Genomic DNA, 16,361 nt, shown 5'->3' with positions numbered 1-16,361 from the left:
GAAAACCTAAAGGAGTTACCGATGAAACGATTGATTTCTCAGTACCTGTTTTTAATATTGGGCGGCGCCATCATCTTATTGGGGATGGTGTTTGCCGGGATTAACTTCTTGAATCATAATCCCGTAAACGATAGAGTCGTGATAAGCGTTCCCGGTGCAAAGGAAGTGTTTTTAAAAGCAGGGAAGCATCATGTGTTCTACGAATTCGATTCGAAACACCTTAATTTGGGAGTGCTCCAGCTTAAAAAAGAGGAGAAATTCAACAATATATCGAGTCTGATCGCAGTAAAAATAGTTAAAGTATCGGACAATAAGGAAATTGTGCTGGCAAAGGATTCTTCCATGAATTTTACTTTTAACGATACGAGAGGCGAGTCGCTGTACAGCTTTGAGATCGTCGAAGAAGGAGATTACAGGGTTGAAATTAGTCCTACGATCGAATTGCCGAAGGCGATTACGTTTAGTATCGTGGGAGATTTGGCAAACAGTCTGCTTGGCGTCTTTAAGCACGCGGGGATCGTTGTGTCCATGTCGATTCCATTTCTGCTGATCGGGTGGTACATGTACGCCAGAGAAGCAAGAAGGCAGAAACTTTTAACACGTTAAACCGGTTATAGATTATAATAATAACAGAAACTAGCAAACTAGCACGTAGCCATAAGCATAGACTTCATAAAAAACATCGGGATCTCGAAATACGAGTACTTTCCATGATGTTTTTTATTGCTTGGAGGTTCAATTGTGGAAGAGATAAAGCTGCAAACGACGATCGTAAAGGTACTCCAAGGAGATATTACCAAAATAGCCGCGGATGTCATCGTGAATGCCGCCAATACAAGCTTGCTCGGCGGGGGCGGCGTTGACGGGGCTATCCATAGAGCCGGCGGCAAGCAGATTTTGGAGGAATGCAGAAAGATTAGAGCTCAGCAAGGCGGCTGCCAGGTCGGCGAAGCCGTATTGACGACAGCGGGAAATTTACCGGCGTCCTTTGTGATACACACCGTAGGGCCGGTCTGGAACGGCGGAAAGAGCGGCGAGGAACAGAAGTTGACGAACTGCTATGTAAACACATTGAATCTGGCCTGCAAAAATCATGCCCACAGTATCGCTTTTCCTAATATCAGTACCGGCATTTATCGATTTCCGAAGGCTTTAGCAGCTAAAATTGCTTTAGAGGCAGTCTCCGATTTCGTCCGCGGCCATCACGAGTCGAATCTAGAGCAGATTTTGTTCGTCTGCTTTGATGAGGAGAATTACGGGATTTATCGGGAGTGTTTGCGTGAGTATGTGATATGAAATATTTTGAATTATTTGGAAAGGGCGCTAACTTGATTATACAAGCGATAACCTTAAGATGGGGCAAAGATGTGAGAGGTGCCCCATATTCCTCATTAAGAAATCGATACAGCAAAGCTTTCCGTCTTCCGGAATCCATAGTAAATCACGAATCATCGCACGGAATTCCATACCATAGTCTTCTGATTGTCCAGGATAAATCCGGTTTCCGAAATATAAGTAATCAAACCGCGTTTCTCGAAGCGAGTGAAGCCGACTTTAAGATTGGTTGTGTTGAAATCGTCCCGAAGGAAGAAAAGTATGAATTTACCTTTAAGTACTCTCATTATTGCGGAAAGCCTGCTAGATATGATAAAAAATATCATTTATTAGTGGAAAAAGCATTCGAGCTATGGCCTAACGAATATGGAAGAATACTTTATAATGGACGACATATCGCTACGGATACGGGAGAATGGTACTACGAGTTGCACATTTTATTGTCGTTTTAACAAAGGGCAGGCGGGACTATAGGCTAAGGTTAGTCGCCGTCAATCAATTGGATATCCATGCAATAGAGTAAAGATATCGCTTCGGGCAGCGTAAATTTGGCTTTCCGGATTGGATTGAGCCCCGGGTCGATCATATAGTTGGTTGCAAAGGAGAAGTCCGCGGCCGTCAAGTTCGTCCGGTCAAACAGACTTTCGGAGAAATCCGTATAGCTCATGTTCGCTTCCGTAAGGTCGGCTTCCCTGAAATCTACGTTTTTTGCCGTGCATTTTGTGATTACGCTCTTCGGCAGCGTCAATCCGATGAAAGTGGAATGACTTAGGGTACATTCTTCGAACCGCAGCAGACCGGACGCGATTTTTCGGGGCGGAGCCATCTCGGACCAATTGATACCGATCAATTTGGAATGGGTAAAAGAAACCTGAGAGAAATCGCAGTCGAGCACTTGAATTAAACTTAAATTACAGTTTTCAAAGGTGCATCCCGAAAATTTGCAATCCTTAAAGACCGTCTCGCTGAAATCGCATTTGGTAAATGTGCAATCGTAGAACCGGACCGAGGTTACTTCCTTCTGCGAGTATTGAGCCTCCAAAAAGCGCTCGTCGTAATATTCTTCTTCTATAAACAAAACGCATCACGTTCCTTAAAGGTGTTAGAATCCTAAATTCTTCCCCAGTATATCATACTTTAATCCATCTGGAGCAGACGGGCTCTTCGTATGAGTATACCTTTAACTGAATTGCCCTAAGAGGAAAAAATGATGTCAGAATATTATTGGGATCATAAGATTGAATATCTGAGAAATACTCGTTGGATTGTTGACTAACTTGGTCAATCGTGGATTAACGCTCGGCGAAGCGCGAAAAAATTACATTTGGTATTGTAAAACGGTAGATTCAAAGATAGATGAAATGTACAGCTGCCACCGTGCTCACATCTGCAGCTAACTTAATGGAGGAATTATGGAAGAGTCCGATTTTATCTCTTATGTAGGCGATTACAGAGTCCACGACAGCACGATTGTCAAGATTCAGGATAATGGACAGGAGCTTGTCATTACATTACATGGCATGGAAGGCGAAAATTTAACCCTTTATTTAAGGGACGTTTTAACAATAAATATGCATGAAGCGGAAGGCATGATGCTCTACGCGATAAGTGAATACAAGTATCCGGCACCGTACAGAAAGTTTATTTTTGCTAATTGGAAAGACAACGATGACGCCTTCTTAGAAGTGATCGCCAAAGATCTTGTATTAGAGCCTGAATTAACAAATCCGCTGGAAGGGTGATGCCGATGTCGGAACAAAACGAGGTAAACATGGAAGACCTTTGGACAACCAGAAGAGTGAAAGAAGGCAAGAGGCTTTCGTTGGAGTACAAAATCAACTGCCTCAATCCTATGAGGATGAACAGAGACTTTTCGCTACGCTCAAGGCCCCGTGGAATGACGGAGATTTATTCCCCAAAAGCATAGAATCAAGGAGACAACATGAAACCTCGAATCTTAGCATCGAGGTCCGTCGTATGATTGACCAAGATTTTATTGACTGATTTTGTTACTCGGAAGAGCTTGTCGCCAGGTATGGGCAAGAATTAAACATTCTTGTTACTTATTCTGGACAGCTCGTGCAAATGATGTCCAACGAAGCTTCGAAAGAAAATGCTGTGCAGTACGCAGTACATACTTCAAACGTTAGGGTTAACGATATCGCAAATGAAATCACGGAAACCAACGATAACGTTGGCGTAAAGTTAATTTGGAGAGATTCGCCGGAAACTAGGAATAGGAATATATGGGAGGGAAGTCCGTTCATGAGAGGGAGCGAAATATTGCAACGGGTTCCTTCTTCAAATGCTGCGTCATCGAAACGTAGCACGGTGAGCCCCCGGGCGGCTGGTCCGGATTGGTTTCTCAACATGTCGAAGACGGTAGGGAATCAGGCTCTTCAACGTTATCTGATTTCAGGCTTTTCGAGAAAACAACCTTCGAGGCAAGGCAGCAGCGTCATTCAGCGTGCCATTGGGGTTGAATTGGAGGCCCCTAATTGGGAAGTGACAACTTCAAGAGGAAAGTCGTTTAAGAAGTATGCGCCGCTGGTTCGTGATGACGAGAACGGCTTTACGTTGTCTTCGGATCAATATTTGATGCCGACTGGGAAAAGCTCGAATCTCGAATTTGTGTCCGATGCCCACGCTGGCAAAGACAATTTTCTAAGGTCCGTCAGAAGCATGGACAAGTTGGCTCAGTACTTGGAAGAAGAGGCGGCAAACCAAAAGAACCCAATCGTGTTAAGCGATACGCTAGAGAAGGTTCGTAATTCCGAAAAGACATCGCCGTATAAGCTGAGGAATCAGGCGCATATTACTCCCCGGGAGACGATCTTGCCTTCCGTCCAAGTTACAATGGGCGTTCCGCTTGGGAAAATCACACCCATGCTCTATAAGATGGCAAACAAACTGGAGAATCCGGAAATGGAAATATCTAACGATAAAGCCTCGGTTAAAATGCCGAATATGTCCTCCTATGAAAATCATGTCGGAGAGCTATTGGCAAGGTTCGAACTCATGAAAAGCACGTTTAAGGATAGACATGCAGAGCTCGGACTTGACGATGTAGAGAAGATGAGCCCTCAGCTTGAGGGACTTTCCGCCATGGTCGCTTATTACCTGCGCAGCAGTTTTGTGCCGATGGGACCTCAGAGAAACCAGAAACGCCAATTTCCTAAGGGGCTTTTCCCTGTGTTGGCCAAAACACCTTTTCACCAAATGTTCGGACTGCTTCCCGTACATGAGCTTAAGGCGATACAGGACGGGAACGGCCAGATGAATCCTGCATGGGTGACATGGTTTCTGGAGGGAGCTCTGGGCGAATATATTACCAAAGCTAAGAACGAGGAGGAGCGAAACAAAGTATGGGACGATATCGCAAATGGCCCGATGCTGCCGCAAAGATTCGGGGAGCCGGGAGAAGAAGAGTACAGGATTGAATTAGGGCGTTCGGAGTGGCTGCGTAACCTGCCTACAGAGGATCTTTTAACGGAAAGTAACAATCCGAAGCTTGCGGGAATGGGTGTTTTTTCTGGAAAAGGAGATGTGCTCGCAGAGGAGGCCATGGATACTACGGAAGAGTTAGAAAAATATGCTCCGGTCTTTGAACTTCGGAGTATTAACGGCAGTCCGACGACAGGAACATGGGAATCATGGGCGGAAAGTTGCTGGAACTTCTACGAGGAGTTGGTTGGACAAGGGGTCCGGTACGAAACGCCAACACCTGACAAACGGAAGAAGCTCTGTATTCTTCAATAAGTTGGAGCCATGGGACTCGCAGTTGTCCGGCAATCGAACAATATATTCTGTTCTGACCATCCACAAGATATGCTAAAATTAATTATATCAAGGAAAAGTAAGAAAATTCATGAATAAAGGAGCAGAAAAACTATGAAAATAGCCCTGTTAATCGTGGATATGCAAACCGTCTTTCTGAAGGATAAAGAACAAGCGATTATCGGAAGAGCATGCGAATACATCAATTATACGGCAGACCTGCTTCGGTCAAAGGGTCATCTTATTGTCCATATTCAAGACATTGAAGGACGGCAAGAATCGAATAAGGAGCTCTTCGAAATCATACCCGAAATTAAAGCAGAAGAGGAGGAGAAGAGAGTCACCAAGGTATTCTCCAATGCTTTTTGGAAAACAGATCTGGAACAGCTCTTATTGGAGAACGAAGTCGGTCTAGTGATCGTGTCGGGATTTGCAGCAGAGCACTGTGTGCTGTTCACGTACAATGGGGCGCGGGAGAGAGGCTTTAAGACGGTCATCCTGCAAAACGGAATCGTCGGAGAGCGGGATGCCGCGGTTGAAGCGACGTACCGGGATCGAAATATCATCTCCTATCCGGTCATCGAATCTTTCGTAGGGGGCTAAAGCCATGCAAAACGATAAGCAAACGATTTTCAGGAATCCGCAATCGATGCCGCCTGTACATGGTTATACCCAAGTTGTGGAAGTGCGAAACGGAAGAACGATCTATGTTTCCGGGCAGGTGGCTGTGAACCAAAAAGGAGAATTGGTCGGTCCGGGAGATCTGGCCGCACAAACCAGACAGGTATTCGAAAACATCAAAGCTGCGTTGGAGGCTTCCGGCGTAAGCTACAACGATGTTGTAAAATTGACCTTCTTTGTAACGGACATTTCCCAAATGCAGATCGTGCGGGACATTCGGGATAGCTATGTGAATACGAAAAATCCGCCTGCCAGTTCGGCCGTTGAAGTGAGCAAACTGGTGAATGATCATTTCCTGATTGAAATCGAAGCCATAGCCGTAGGCGAATAGTCTTTCATCAAGCCGAGCATGATAGCCCTCATCTTGGACAAGATGGGGCTATACAGCGTTCCAATCATATTTCTTTTAAGCCGTATACTCTTTCAACCCGACAGATTCTGGTTATATAGTTTTCGTACCAGATCGTCTTTCCCTTTTCCTGTGCCCCTAAATGCTCTTCGTTTGCTTTCCAATTTCGAATGGCATCCAAGGATTCCCAGTACGATACGGTTATCCCGAAACCATCACCGTCCCGAGCACTCTCTACTCCCAAAAAGCCTGGTTGGTTAGATGCCAAGGTTACCATTTTCTCCGCCATGTTCCCGTACCCGCGATCCCCTTCCGAACGCTGACTTGAAAAGATAACGGCGTAATAAGGTGGCTGTGGTGTTTTTGCAAATGGTGTCATTCTCACGTTCTCCTTTTCTATACCTAAAAAAGTTTCATTCGTAAAAAGTATACATTTGGCGTTAAAATAAATAAAATGAATCTAATTTATATATTGCATAAGAGCTTTTTATGTAAGAGGGTGGCGATTTCTATAAATTTGACGAAATATGAAATATTTTGTACGGTGGTCGAATTTCAGAGTTTGACCAAAGCGGGGGAGAAACTAAACTTAACACAGCCGGCAGTGAGTCACGCGATTTCCAGTCTGGAGCAAGAAATAGGATTTCCTTTGCTGATTAGAAACCGTTCGGGTATCAGTTTAACCAGCAATGGCGAACGAATCCTAGATTCTATGCGTGAGATTGTCCGTTTAAATGAAAAATTGAAGCAAGAGTTTACTTCCATCAATGGTCTTGAAACAGGCACCGTATGCATCGGGACGTTCTCAAGTGTTTCCATCCAATGGTTGCCTGCGATTCTCAAAGAGTTTCAACAAAAATATCCATTGATTGAAATCGAATTATTAGAAGGAAACTACAACGATATTGAACAATGGGTTCTTAAGGGTTCGGTCGATTTGGGTTTTATAGCATTGCCCGTCTCGGGATCGTTAGAAGCGATGCCTTTAAAAAGAGATAAAATATACTGTATTGTGCCTAAAGACCATGTTCTTCAGAAAGAGGATAAAATCGATATCGACCAATTAAGAGAAGAGCCGTTTATCATGCCCAAGAAAGGGTGTGATTTGGATGTGAAGAGGATATTTTCAGAGAACAATATCACACCAAAGGTGAAATATGAATTAGGGGATGATCATGCGATTATTGCGATGGTGAATAGTGGTATTGGGGTAAGCCTGCTTCCTGAAATGATTTTATCGCATATCCCGGGCAATGTGAAAGTTCTTGAATTGGAAGGCGACTATTATCGCTCAATAGGGATCGCCATGACTTCCAGAAAAAATATCTCCCCTGCGGCTAAAAAGTTCATAGATTGTGTCCAATCCTGGGTAAAAACAGCGGAAGCGGAGGAACACAAGAAATAACGATAAAATATGATCCTGAATTTGATGCGAAAAAACCGCCTTTGTGAGGGCGGTTTTTTTTATTTTAGTCCATCGAAATTGGAAAATTTTAGCAATTCATCCATGGGGCGTACTCTATCATCAGAATAACTCATCGGAAAGAAAAAGTCTATTCTTTTTTTGCGCAATCTTTTATATTCTATATACCGCTTTTGCAGGGGATGTAAGGCAAGCTCTGCTTAGGCAACGATTCAGAAGGAGGCTGCACGGATGTTTAACCGTACGGAAGCGGAAGAAAGACGATATCTTGAGGCCATCGTTGGCAAGCTTCATCAAGCCTTGAAGGAGATGGACGATAAAGTATCGTCCACTTACGAAGCCGTCATTGAGGCCAAGAAATACCTGTGGGACAATGCGGCTGCATTGGACCCGGCGGAGCGGGCGGCGAACCGGGTGGACGTATCGCTAACCATCGATTTGGGAGAGAAAGCGATCGCCAAGCGAAGGCGGGTTCAAAAATTGCTGCAATCCCCTTATTTTGGGTGAGTGGACTTCAAGGAGGGACAGCAAACGAATCCGGATTCGTTCTATATCGGGGTACATTCCTTCACCGAAGAAAACGGCCACGATAATTTGATCTACGATTGGCGCTCCCCTGTAGCCAGCATGTTTTATGATTTTGAGGTGGGCCAAGCGTTCTATTCGGCGCCCGTCGGGGAGGTGCATGGCGAGATTGGCTTAAAGCGGCAGTACAAAATTAATCAAGGCACAATGGAATACATGATCGAAAGCTCGATGACCATCCATGACGATGTCCTCCAAAAAGAGCTCAGCGGCCCATCGAACGAGCGTATGAAAAATATCGTGGCGACGATCCAAAAAGAACAGAACGCCATCATTCGGAATGAAGCGGCTCACGAACTGATCATTCAGGGCGTTGCGGGTTCGGGAAAAACATCGGTCGCTCTGCACAGGGTTGCCTTTTTATTGTATCGGTACAAGGAAACATTAAGCTCCAGGAATGTCTTGATCATTTCTCCCAACAAAGTGTTCTCCGATTATATCTCGAACGTGCTGCCCGAGCTGGGTGAAGAAAAAATTATGGAAGTGAGCCTGGAAGAACTGGCGGCCAAGGAACTGTCGGGAATCGGCAAGTTTCAGACGTTTTACGAGCAGGTGTCGGAGCTGCTGGGGGGGACTGACGATGAAACGGACGATACCGTGATCGAACGGATCAAGTATAAAGCTTCCGCTGAGTTTGTCCGTCAGATGGATGCTTTTATCCAATATGCAGATGAGCAGTATTTCTCGCCTGAGGAGTTGACCATTGATAAGGTGACGATTTCTAAAGAGGCTCTATTCGGCAGTTATCAGGCTTCCGGAAGACTGCCTGTCAAAACGAGATTGGAGAAGACCGCAGCCCATGTTATGGCCAACTGCAAAGACGAAGACGGAAATCGGGTCTCCGCATCGGCTTCCAAAAAAATCAAAACGGCCGTCAAAAAAATGTTCAAATGCCAAAACGTTCTTTCTTTGTACAACGAATTTTACCGATATTTGGGCAGGCCTGACCTGTTCAAGCTAAAGCGGGACAAGAAGCTGGAATATTCGGATGTGTTTCCGCTCATTTATTTGAAAATTTATTTTGAAGGAGCGGCGCCGTTTGATTTCGTCAAGCATCTGCTGGTGGATGAGATGCAGGATTATACGCCGATCCAGTACGCGGTCTTATCCAAGCTATTCAAATGCAAGAAAACGATTCTGGGTGACAGCAGCCAATCTGTGAATCCTTATTCTTCGTCTTCGCTAGCCGAAATTAAGAAAGTATTCCCCGAGGCGGATACGGTCGAGATGTTAAAAAGCTACCGTTCAACCGTTGAAATTACAACGTTTGCCCGGAGGTTAAAGCCAAACAGCCAACTGATCCCGATCGAACGGCATGGCGAGGAGCCGCTCATCCTACCGTGTCACAGTTCAGAGGGTGAAATGAATACGGTAGGGAGGCTGACCGGCGATTTCTTGACGTCGGGACATCATTCGCTCGGGATCATCTGCAAGACGCATGCCCAAGCCGAAGACGTGTACGCGAAGTTGAAGGAGATGGGGCATAAGATTCATTTGCTGGATTTCAACAGCGAGCAGTTCCACGAAGGCATCGTCGTCACCTATGCGCATTTGGCCAAAGGCTTGGAGTTCGATCAAGTCATTGTGCCGTTCGCAGACGCATTGACCTACCGGACGGAGCTGGATAAAAGCCTGCTCTATATCGCTTGCTCCCGGGCCATGCACAAATTGATGGTGACGTGTGCCGGAGAAATCACTCCTTTTCTAAAACCATAGGTTATGCCTATGGTTTTTATAAAAACAATTGAATTGATAGAGGGAAGGGACGGGATTATACTCTAGTCATGCAGCAAGGTGAAAGTCGGGGTGGTTCGATTGAAATCAGTGGAAATTGTTTCGATCAATACGGGTAAGCCCAAAGAGGTGCAGTTTAACAGCAAAGACGTCTCTACCGGCATCTTCAAGACACCGGTCGAAGGCGAGCTGTTTTTATCGTGGGTGAATTTCGAGGGGGACGGACAGGCGGATCTTGTACATCACGGAGGCCGGGAGAAGGCGGTATGCGTCTATCCATACGAGCACTATCCGTTCTGGGAGAAGGAATTGCAAAGAACGTTGGCATACGGCGCATTCGGGGAAAATCTGACGATCCGGGGGCTGCTGGAGGAGGACGTTTGCATCGGCGATATGTTTAAGCTAGGAGAAGCGATTGTTCAAGTCAGTCAACCGCGTCAGCCATGCTACAAGTTGTCCGTACGGTACGGATTGCCCGACATGCCGTTGAAGCTTCAGGATACGGGGTATACCGGCTTTTATTTCCGCGTGCTGAAAGAAGGAGTCGTATCCCGGTGTGACGGGCTGACTCGTATTTTCGCCCATCCGAAGGGAGTTACCGTGTCCTACGCCAACCGGATCATGCACCGCGAGAAGGATCATATCGAGGGCATCAAAAAGATACTGGAAGTGGATGAATTGTCCGTCAACTGGAGGAGGACATTTCTGAAGCGTCTGGACGGGATCGCGACGGATACGACAGAGCGACTGACCGGCCATGCATGATATCCTTGAAAAGGAGGCGCAACAGGGATTGGCGAGCGCATGGAAAGATTGGATTTCCGTGATAAAGCCGCGAATTATGACCTCCAACCTGTTTTGCGCGTTTGCCGGGTATTGTCTTGCATCGCGGTGGGAGTTCGAATGGTCCGGCCTGGCCTTCATGCTGGTTGGGACGGCGCTCATTATAGCGGCCGCCTCGATGGCGAATAATGTCCTGGACCGGTTCCGGGATATCCACATGGAGAGGACAAGAAGCCGGCCGCTGCCCGGTGGACGACTGAGCCCTCGGATCGTTGCGGCGGTTGCTATCGCAGCGGGCTTGGTCGGCTTAGCCATGCTGTACGTATTCGTGAATCCGCTTAGCATGGCGCTGGGCTTCGTCGGCATCTTTGTTTACGTCGTGATCTATACGGCATGGCTGAAGCCGACGTCGACATGGAGCACTTCCGTCGGTGGAATTTCCGGGGCGATGCCGCCCATGATCGGCTACTGCAGCTATTCCAATGAATTGAACCTGGGGGCATGGCTGTTATTTCTTGTCCTGTTCCTATGGCAGCCGCCGCACTTTTGGGCGCTTGGGATCTTGAAGAAGGACGAGTACCGGGCGGCGGGCTATCCGCTGCTCCCCGTCGTAAAAGGCGTCCGCCGCACCAAATGGCAAATGCTGCCCTATGTCGCAGCTTTATTTCCGGTGACTTATTTGCTGTATGCTCACGACTGCGTCGGTGCCGCTTATTTGCTCATCTCTACCGTTCTGCTCGGCATTTGGTTTTTGCAATGCCTCAGCGGCTTATTTACGAAGGACGACCGGGGTTGGGCGAAAGCCAGCTTCAAGTTTTCTCTGTACTATTTAACGTTGTCATTTTTGATCATCATCGTTGAAACGTCTTGGCGATAGCCGCTGGAGGCGCCCCGAACGCTCGATCGCGCAGCCTATAGGAAAATGGAGATTGCGCTGTACAGCAGTAACAACCCCATGGCAATATGAAAGGGCCTTTCGTAGTTGGACAAAAACTTTTGAAACAGCGAACCGAACACCGCCCACATGAACGTGGACAAGAATCCGACAAACGCAAGCAGCACGGAAAAGAGCAGCAAGCTAAGGCCGGACTTGTAGAACGGAATGACGAAGGTGGAGATGGCCGTAATCCCGTACAGAATTCCCTTGGGGTTAATAAATTGCAAAATAAATCCCGTAAAGAACGAGTTTAACGTGTCGTTAGCTTGTTCTTTATTTTGCGTTTTGTTCGTTTTCATAATTTTGAAGGCGAGGTAAGCCATATACAGACTTCCCAACAGGTTCATCACAAACTTAATCCGCGGAATGTAATTGTATAAAACGAGATTGAAAAAGCTGGACAACAGCATGATGGCAAAAAAACCGACGGTGACGCCAAAAATAAACCGAAATGTTTTTCTTAGCCCGTGTTGATTCGCGTTGGACATCGCCATGATGTTATTGGGGCCGGGCGTGAAGCTCGTCGCAATGATGTACGACAGGAAAGGAAGGATAAGCATCGTTCGCACCTCTTATGTATGTTATAGTAAAACGTATGTATGTTATGACATATGTTTGTGCGTTATGATTATACAATAAGAGTGCGATGTTGCACAATCGTTATTTCAAGGGAGTTTGTTTGCTTGCGTTTTTTCGCGGTACATGCTATTTTTTAGTTAAATTTACTTATTCAAATTTGAATAAAAATTGAGGTGACTGCGATGATCCGCCTAATCGTGCTGGGCATGCTGGCAAGACAATCGATGCACGGCTACGACCTGATACAGCAGCTGGAAAAGGACCGTGTCGACTTATGGTCGAACGTGCTGCCGGGGTCGATTTATCATGCGCTGCGGCAGTTGGCCAAGGAAGGCTGCGTGCAAATCCGGGATACGGAGAGAAGCGGCAATAAGACGAGAGCGGTGTACGAAATCACGCCGCAAGGCAGCGAGTTGCTGCTGGGCTTAATCGCCGAAGCGATGAGCGTCCCGTCCACCGAATTCCCTTCGGCTTTCTATGCGGCTCTATTCATGATGGGCCGGCTGCCGAAAAAGGAAGTGATCCGGTGCCTCGAGCAGCAGATCACAGGGCTTGAGCACAAAATTGCGCTTTGGAACAAGGGCGAGCCGGGTAAAGCGGAGCTGTCCGGCAATCCCCGGCTTGTGCGGCAGGTGTTTGCCAATGGCATCGCCCATATGGAGCTGGACCTTCAGTTATTGAAGCAAATTAAACAGGACTTGGAGGAGTCATGATGGAGCCGGTATGGAGCATCGGGCAGGCGCAGAACAGGATCGACGGAACTTTGGAGCTGGGGATCGGGCATTTAACCCCGGGGCGAAAGGTTATGTTGGAAGCATTCGCGCAAGACGATCTGGGGCAAGTGTGGCATTCCTTCGGCATATATCGGGCCGACGATCTGGGGACGGTGAACACGGCGGAGACGGCTCCCGAAGAGGGCACGTACGACGGGATCGACGCGAACGGTTTGCTTTGGTCGATGCGTCCGGTCCAGCGTGCGGACGGTTCCGTCTCCGTTTACTTTATGAAAAGCGGCAGTGCGCCGCATGCGGTCACCTTCCGGTTGACCTCCGACGGCGTCTTGCTTGGTGAACGCACCGTTGACCTTCATTTTGTATCCGCCGATGTTCGGGTAACGGAAATTTCGGAGCCGTTCGCGGGCAAATATTTTTGCCCCGAGGCTTCGGATCGCGGACCGCTTCCTGCCGTGCTGGTGCTGGGAGGATCGGCCGGCGGCTTGCTATGGTCCGAGCAGATGGTCGCTCTCCTGAGCGCGCACGGCTTTGCGGCGTTGGCGCTGGCCTACTTCGACTGGCAGGGCCGCTTGGGTTTGCCGAACCAGCTTGCGGAGGTACCGCTTGAGGCTGTGGATCGCGCGATGCGCTGGCTGCAGGCGCAGCCGGGGATCGACGCCGCTAGAGCGGGCGTCATGGGCCTTTCCAAAGGAAGCGAGCTGGCACTTCTCTACGCTTCCCTGCAGCCGCAGGCTGTCCGGGCCGTCGTCGGCTATTCGCCCGCGTCTCATGTATTTGAAGGCATTAGCATGGCGCCTGTCAGCCGCCGATCCTCATGGACGCACGAAGGCAGGCCGCTTCCGTATCTTCCGTACCCCGGCGGGCCGAAGAGCTGGACTCCTGCCGAGCTTGCTCAGTTGAGGAAGCTCCACGAGCAGGCGTTGGAGATTTCGACGGACGAGGAGCTGGAAGCGGCCCGAATCCCGGTGGAAGCGATGCGCGCTCCGGCGCTGCTGATTACGGGGGCGCATGATGCAACATGGCCGGCCGCCGAAATGGCAGAGGGAGTGCTGCAAATGCTGAAGAAATGCGGATACCGCTGGGAAGTGCGTCACGAGCATTTTCCAGAGGCGGGCCATCTCATTGACATTCCGAATCTGCCGGTGACCGCGGAGCATGGAGTCCGGGCCGAAGCAGCGGCTGCTGCGACCCGTGAAGCGTGGCAGACTGCGCTATCCTTTTTCCATAAGAACCTTGCCTGAGAGCAAGGTCTCAGGCTGTTGAGAAAGTGGTTTTTACAAAAATAGAGATGCAAACGGAGGTGGATACCCCACTGCTTCGTAACCTCTATTATCTTAATTGGCCACTTTCTCAACAAGCTCAACCTTGCCTGAGGGCAAGGCTTTTTATCATTCGTACTCGCGTCCCAACTGATAGGCGCGTTCCAGCAGACTCGCAATATGCTCCTTGGATTCTGACAGGGTATCGTATAATAGCTCGACTCTGGATTCCTGCACTCGGGCGTAGCCGGACACTAATACATTGAGATAATGCGTCAACGTTCCCTCGCGGTTGTATTTTGACATATGCTCTTGATTCCCGCCGGTCAGGCAGATCCACAGCACTTTCTTCTTACCCATTTTCCCGAACAGCCCCATGTTCCATACTTTGTCCAAGTACCCTTTAAGCATCGAAGGCACGCTGTACTGCCATAACGGGAACACGAAAACGAGCGTGTCCGCCGCCGCAATCCGGTCCATTTCCTTGCGAACCTCGGGAGCGTAGATTTTGTCCGGATTGATCCAATCTTTCTCATCTTCAGCCGTATACAAAGGGTTGAATCCGTCGTGGTCCAAGTCCAGCAGATCTACTTCGTGGTTGTTTTGCTTTAAGCCTTCGACAAATCGGTTCATCACAGCGTGCGTAAGAGAATTTTTGCGGGGGTGAGTGACGGTAACAAGAGCTTTCATGGGTTAACGACCTTCCTTTGTGTCATATTCCCGGCGGCTTCTATGGATCACTGTTCGACGCGGTAGTCAATGGCCGGTTACAGATGCTATTATGGGTGATATAAAATATCGTGTGAAGTACGCACTTCAAAGTACAGTAGGTACTTTCAGGTTCTGCAGTATCTTTTTTATACTGATCCTATTACGTTGGGGAGTCGGGAGAGTGTTACCTTGAAGAAATATCGCATTGGAGTAGAGGTCACGCTGGAGGTTATTGGGGGAAAATGGAAAAGTATCATCCTGTATCATTTGACAACCGGGAGAAAGCGAACCAGCGAGCTGAGAAAACTAATTCCCGCCATCACTCAAAAAGTGCTGACGCAGCAGCTTCGCGAGCTCGAAAAGGATGGCATCATTCACCGGACCGTTTACCACGAAATTCCGCCTAAAGTGGAGTATGAGCTTAGCGAATACGGCTTGAGCTTGAAAACGGTGCTGGACAGCTTCTGTGTGTGGGGAGAAAATCATTTGGACAAAGTGTATGGAGACAAATCGGCCGTCTTGGAGTGCTGGCCGGACGATGCTTATGAGCACATTTAACGACAGTACCGCGCGGCGATGGGGAGCCAGGGTCGCCTATATCGCGGCCGTTTTCGCCGCCATGGCATTGGGCTTAGGGTCCAGAGCGTTCGCCGACCGGCTGCCGGTCTTTGTGGCAGAGCATTTTGGCGATGCCTTGTGGGCCTGCATGATCTACTTCGGTTTTCGCGCCTGCTTTGCGCATAGGAAGATCTCATTCGCGCTGTGGTGTAGCCTTGCGTTTTGCTTTGCGATCGAGTTCAGCCAGCTGTACCAGACCGATTGGATCAATCAGATCCGGGCGACAACTCTTGGGGCTCTGGTATTGGGAAAAGGCTTTTTGGCGGCGGACCTCGTCCGGTATAGCGCGGGAATTGCCGTCTCTTCCCTGCTCGACGTTGCTTGGCCCTGGCGCAAGCGCTCGTGATTATGGCGGATGTCCGATTTATCGTTAAGGTTGAGAAGACTCCCTCTTCGATAAGGGGGAGATGAATCAGCATATCTTGTATACGAATGCGAACATACGTGCTATAATTATCATAAAATCACCAAATGAGGTAAATCTCGTATGTTGCATCATAAAGCTTTTCGCTTTCGCATCTATCCTACGGAGGAGCAAACGACGCTGATCCATCAGATGTTTGGATGCGCTCGCTTTGTCTTTAACCACTTCCTTGCGAGGTGGAACGACACCTTCCAAGAAACAGGCAGCGGCTTGTCTTACCAGACCTGTGCAACTGGGCTGCCAGCGTTGAAAAAGGAATGGCCTTGGCTCAAGGACGTGGACAGCATTGCTTTGCAATCCGCCGTTCGCAGCCTGGCAGATGCGTTTGATCGCTTCTTTCGAAAGCAAAACGATCCGCCTCGTTTCAAGAGCAAACGCAATCCCGTCCAAAGCTACACCACGAAGTTTACGAACGGCAATATTGCCGTTGCT

At 48.2% G+C, this 16,361-nt stretch carries 21 protein-coding genes; 17 read left to right on the top strand and 4 right to left on the bottom strand.

The window, feature by feature from the left end:
- Positions 1 to 21 precede the first annotated feature (21 nt).
- From QMG93_RS24330 to QMG93_RS24320, 3 genes are all read left to right on the top strand, one after another.
- A complete protein-coding gene (locus QMG93_RS24330; RefSeq protein WP_281941094.1) occupies positions 22 to 606 on the top strand; it encodes a hypothetical protein in 585 nt (194 codons plus the stop codon).
- A gap of 132 nt (positions 607 to 738) precedes the next feature.
- The gene (locus QMG93_RS24325; protein ID WP_413789331.1) at positions 739 to 1,296 is read left to right on the top strand and encodes an O-acetyl-ADP-ribose deacetylase; all 558 of its coding nucleotides are present in this window, start codon (positions 739 to 741) and stop codon (positions 1,294 to 1,296) included.
- A complete protein-coding gene (locus QMG93_RS24320; RefSeq protein ID WP_281941091.1) occupies positions 1,293 to 1,787 on the top strand; it encodes a hypothetical protein in 495 nt (164 codons plus the stop codon). Before QMG93_RS24325 ends, QMG93_RS24320 begins: the two co-directional genes overlap by 4 nt.
- Before the next feature lie 29 nt (positions 1,788 to 1,816).
- Here the strand turns inward: QMG93_RS24320 and QMG93_RS24315 are convergent, their stop codons facing one another.
- On the bottom strand, positions 1,817 to 2,413 hold the full coding sequence (locus QMG93_RS24315) for a pentapeptide repeat-containing protein (protein WP_281941089.1): 597 nt from the start codon (positions 2,411 to 2,413) through the stop codon (positions 1,817 to 1,819).
- Between the two features lie 334 nt (positions 2,414 to 2,747).
- On the opposite strand from QMG93_RS24315, the gene QMG93_RS24310 reads away from it, so the two are divergent.
- The 4 genes from QMG93_RS24310 to QMG93_RS24295 all read left to right on the top strand — a co-directional run bounded on the left by QMG93_RS24310 (position 2,748) and on the right by QMG93_RS24295 (position 6,124).
- A complete protein-coding gene (locus tag QMG93_RS24310; RefSeq protein ID WP_281941087.1) occupies positions 2,748 to 3,077 on the top strand; it encodes a hypothetical protein in 330 nt (109 codons plus the stop codon).
- Positions 3,078 to 3,600: 523 nt separating this feature from the next.
- Positions 3,601 to 5,094, top strand: coding sequence for a hypothetical protein (locus QMG93_RS24305; protein ID WP_281941085.1), 1,494 nt, complete (start codon positions 3,601 to 3,603; stop codon positions 5,092 to 5,094).
- A 132-nt stretch (positions 5,095 to 5,226) separates the two neighbouring features.
- Entirely contained in the window at positions 5,227 to 5,715 is a 489-nt protein-coding gene (locus tag QMG93_RS24300; protein WP_281941083.1) for a cysteine hydrolase family protein, read from the top strand.
- A gap of 4 nt (positions 5,716 to 5,719) precedes the next feature.
- Positions 5,720 to 6,124, top strand: coding sequence for a RidA family protein (locus QMG93_RS24295; RefSeq protein WP_281941081.1), 405 nt, complete (start codon positions 5,720 to 5,722; stop codon positions 6,122 to 6,124).
- A 64-nt stretch (positions 6,125 to 6,188) separates the two neighbouring features.
- Here QMG93_RS24295 and QMG93_RS24290 read toward each other — a convergent pair whose 3' ends face one another.
- Positions 6,189 to 6,521: an antibiotic biosynthesis monooxygenase family protein gene (locus QMG93_RS24290; RefSeq protein ID WP_281941079.1), complete on the bottom strand. Its 333-nt coding sequence runs from the start codon at positions 6,519 to 6,521 to the stop codon at positions 6,189 to 6,191.
- Positions 6,522 to 6,653: 132 nt separating this feature from the next.
- On the opposite strand from QMG93_RS24290, the gene QMG93_RS24285 reads away from it, so the two are divergent.
- The 5 genes from QMG93_RS24285 to cyoE all read left to right on the top strand — a co-directional run bounded on the left by QMG93_RS24285 (position 6,654) and on the right by cyoE (position 11,544).
- A complete protein-coding gene (locus QMG93_RS24285; RefSeq protein ID WP_281941222.1) occupies positions 6,654 to 7,547 on the top strand; it encodes a LysR family transcriptional regulator in 894 nt (297 codons plus the stop codon).
- Between the two features lie 249 nt (positions 7,548 to 7,796).
- Positions 7,797 to 8,072, top strand: a complete 276-nt coding sequence (locus tag QMG93_RS35235) for a hypothetical protein (RefSeq protein ID WP_309299685.1) — start codon at positions 7,797 to 7,799, stop codon at positions 8,070 to 8,072.
- Complete coding sequence (locus tag QMG93_RS24280; protein ID WP_309299684.1) at positions 8,073 to 9,866, top strand: HelD family protein; 1,794 nt, start codon at positions 8,073 to 8,075, stop codon at positions 9,864 to 9,866.
- A 90-nt stretch (positions 9,867 to 9,956) separates the two neighbouring features.
- Positions 9,957 to 10,649, top strand: coding sequence for an MOSC domain-containing protein (locus tag QMG93_RS24275; protein ID WP_413789328.1), 693 nt, complete (start codon positions 9,957 to 9,959; stop codon positions 10,647 to 10,649).
- Between the two features lie 28 nt (positions 10,650 to 10,677).
- Positions 10,678 to 11,544, top strand: a complete 867-nt coding sequence (cyoE, locus tag QMG93_RS24270; RefSeq protein ID WP_281941077.1) for a heme o synthase — start codon at positions 10,678 to 10,680, stop codon at positions 11,542 to 11,544.
- 35 nt (positions 11,545 to 11,579) lie between these two features.
- On the opposite strand, the gene QMG93_RS24265 is transcribed toward cyoE, so the two are convergent.
- The gene (locus tag QMG93_RS24265; RefSeq protein ID WP_281941075.1) at positions 11,580 to 12,164 is read right to left on the bottom strand and encodes a LysE family transporter; all 585 of its coding nucleotides are present in this window, start codon (positions 12,162 to 12,164) and stop codon (positions 11,580 to 11,582) included.
- Between the two features lie 201 nt (positions 12,165 to 12,365).
- Here QMG93_RS24265 and QMG93_RS24260 point away from each other — a divergent pair, with 201 nt between their 5' ends.
- Both QMG93_RS24260 and QMG93_RS24255 read left to right on the top strand, forming a co-directional pair.
- Positions 12,366 to 12,896: a PadR family transcriptional regulator gene (locus QMG93_RS24260; RefSeq protein ID WP_281941073.1), complete on the top strand. Its 531-nt coding sequence runs from the start codon at positions 12,366 to 12,368 to the stop codon at positions 12,894 to 12,896.
- Positions 12,893 to 14,158: an acyl-CoA thioesterase/bile acid-CoA:amino acid N-acyltransferase family protein gene (locus QMG93_RS24255; protein WP_281941071.1), complete on the top strand. Its 1,266-nt coding sequence runs from the start codon at positions 12,893 to 12,895 to the stop codon at positions 14,156 to 14,158. The genes QMG93_RS24260 and QMG93_RS24255 overlap by 4 nt, the downstream gene beginning before the upstream one ends.
- 147 nt (positions 14,159 to 14,305) lie before the next feature.
- Here QMG93_RS24255 and QMG93_RS24250 read toward each other — a convergent pair whose 3' ends face one another.
- Entirely contained in the window at positions 14,306 to 14,866 is a 561-nt protein-coding gene (locus QMG93_RS24250) for an NAD(P)H oxidoreductase (protein ID WP_281941069.1), read from the bottom strand.
- A 210-nt stretch (positions 14,867 to 15,076) separates the two neighbouring features.
- Between QMG93_RS24250 and QMG93_RS24245 the strand changes: the two genes are divergently transcribed.
- The 3 genes from QMG93_RS24245 to QMG93_RS24235 form a co-directional block, all read left to right on the top strand.
- Positions 15,077 to 15,445: a winged helix-turn-helix transcriptional regulator gene (locus QMG93_RS24245; protein WP_281941067.1), complete on the top strand. Its 369-nt coding sequence runs from the start codon at positions 15,077 to 15,079 to the stop codon at positions 15,443 to 15,445.
- Complete coding sequence (locus QMG93_RS24240; protein WP_281941065.1) at positions 15,432 to 15,851, top strand: DUF2809 domain-containing protein; 420 nt, start codon at positions 15,432 to 15,434, stop codon at positions 15,849 to 15,851. Before QMG93_RS24245 ends, QMG93_RS24240 begins: the two co-directional genes overlap by 14 nt.
- Before the next feature lie 141 nt (positions 15,852 to 15,992).
- Positions 15,993 to 16,361, top strand: a 369-nt coding sequence (locus QMG93_RS24235) for a helix-turn-helix domain-containing protein (RefSeq protein WP_281941063.1), incomplete at its 3' end; no start/stop codon positions are given.

Source organism: Paenibacillus tyrphae (assembly GCF_027925525.1).
Classification (GTDB): Bacteria; Bacillota; Bacilli; order Paenibacillales; family NBRC-103111; genus Paenibacillus_G; species Paenibacillus_G tyrfis_B.
Note: the sequence above shows the minus strand (reverse complement) of the source record. Positions and strands in the feature narration are given on the sequence as shown.

Excerpts from the sequence above, each read along its gene's own strand:
- QMG93_RS24330 (WP_281941094.1), top strand. The coding sequence starts at position 22 with ATGAAACGATTGATTTCTCAGTACCTGTTTTTAATATTGGGCGGCGCC.
- QMG93_RS24320 (WP_281941091.1), top strand. The coding sequence starts at position 1,293 with ATGAAATATTTTGAATTATTTGGAAAGGGCGCTAACTTGATTATACAA.
- QMG93_RS24310 (WP_281941087.1), top strand. The coding sequence starts at position 2,748 with ATGGAAGAGTCCGATTTTATCTCTTATGTAGGCGATTACAGAGTCCAC.
- QMG93_RS24305 (WP_281941085.1), top strand. The coding sequence starts at position 3,601 with ATGAGAGGGAGCGAAATATTGCAACGGGTTCCTTCTTCAAATGCTGCG.
- QMG93_RS24300 (WP_281941083.1), top strand. The coding sequence starts at position 5,227 with ATGAAAATAGCCCTGTTAATCGTGGATATGCAAACCGTCTTTCTGAAG.
- QMG93_RS24295 (WP_281941081.1), top strand. The coding sequence starts at position 5,720 with ATGCAAAACGATAAGCAAACGATTTTCAGGAATCCGCAATCGATGCCG.
- QMG93_RS24290 (WP_281941079.1), bottom strand. The coding sequence starts at position 6,521 with ATGACACCATTTGCAAAAACACCACAGCCACCTTATTACGCCGTTATC.
- QMG93_RS35235 (WP_309299685.1), top strand. The coding sequence starts at position 7,797 with ATGTTTAACCGTACGGAAGCGGAAGAAAGACGATATCTTGAGGCCATC.
- QMG93_RS24265 (WP_281941075.1), bottom strand. The coding sequence starts at position 12,164 with ATGCTTATCCTTCCTTTCCTGTCGTACATCATTGCGACGAGCTTCACG.
- QMG93_RS24260 (WP_281941073.1), top strand. The coding sequence starts at position 12,366 with ATGATCCGCCTAATCGTGCTGGGCATGCTGGCAAGACAATCGATGCAC.
- QMG93_RS24255 (WP_281941071.1), top strand. The coding sequence starts at position 12,893 with ATGATGGAGCCGGTATGGAGCATCGGGCAGGCGCAGAACAGGATCGAC.
- QMG93_RS24250 (WP_281941069.1), bottom strand. The coding sequence starts at position 14,866 with ATGAAAGCTCTTGTTACCGTCACTCACCCCCGCAAAAATTCTCTTACG.
- QMG93_RS24240 (WP_281941065.1), top strand. The coding sequence starts at position 15,432 with ATGAGCACATTTAACGACAGTACCGCGCGGCGATGGGGAGCCAGGGTC.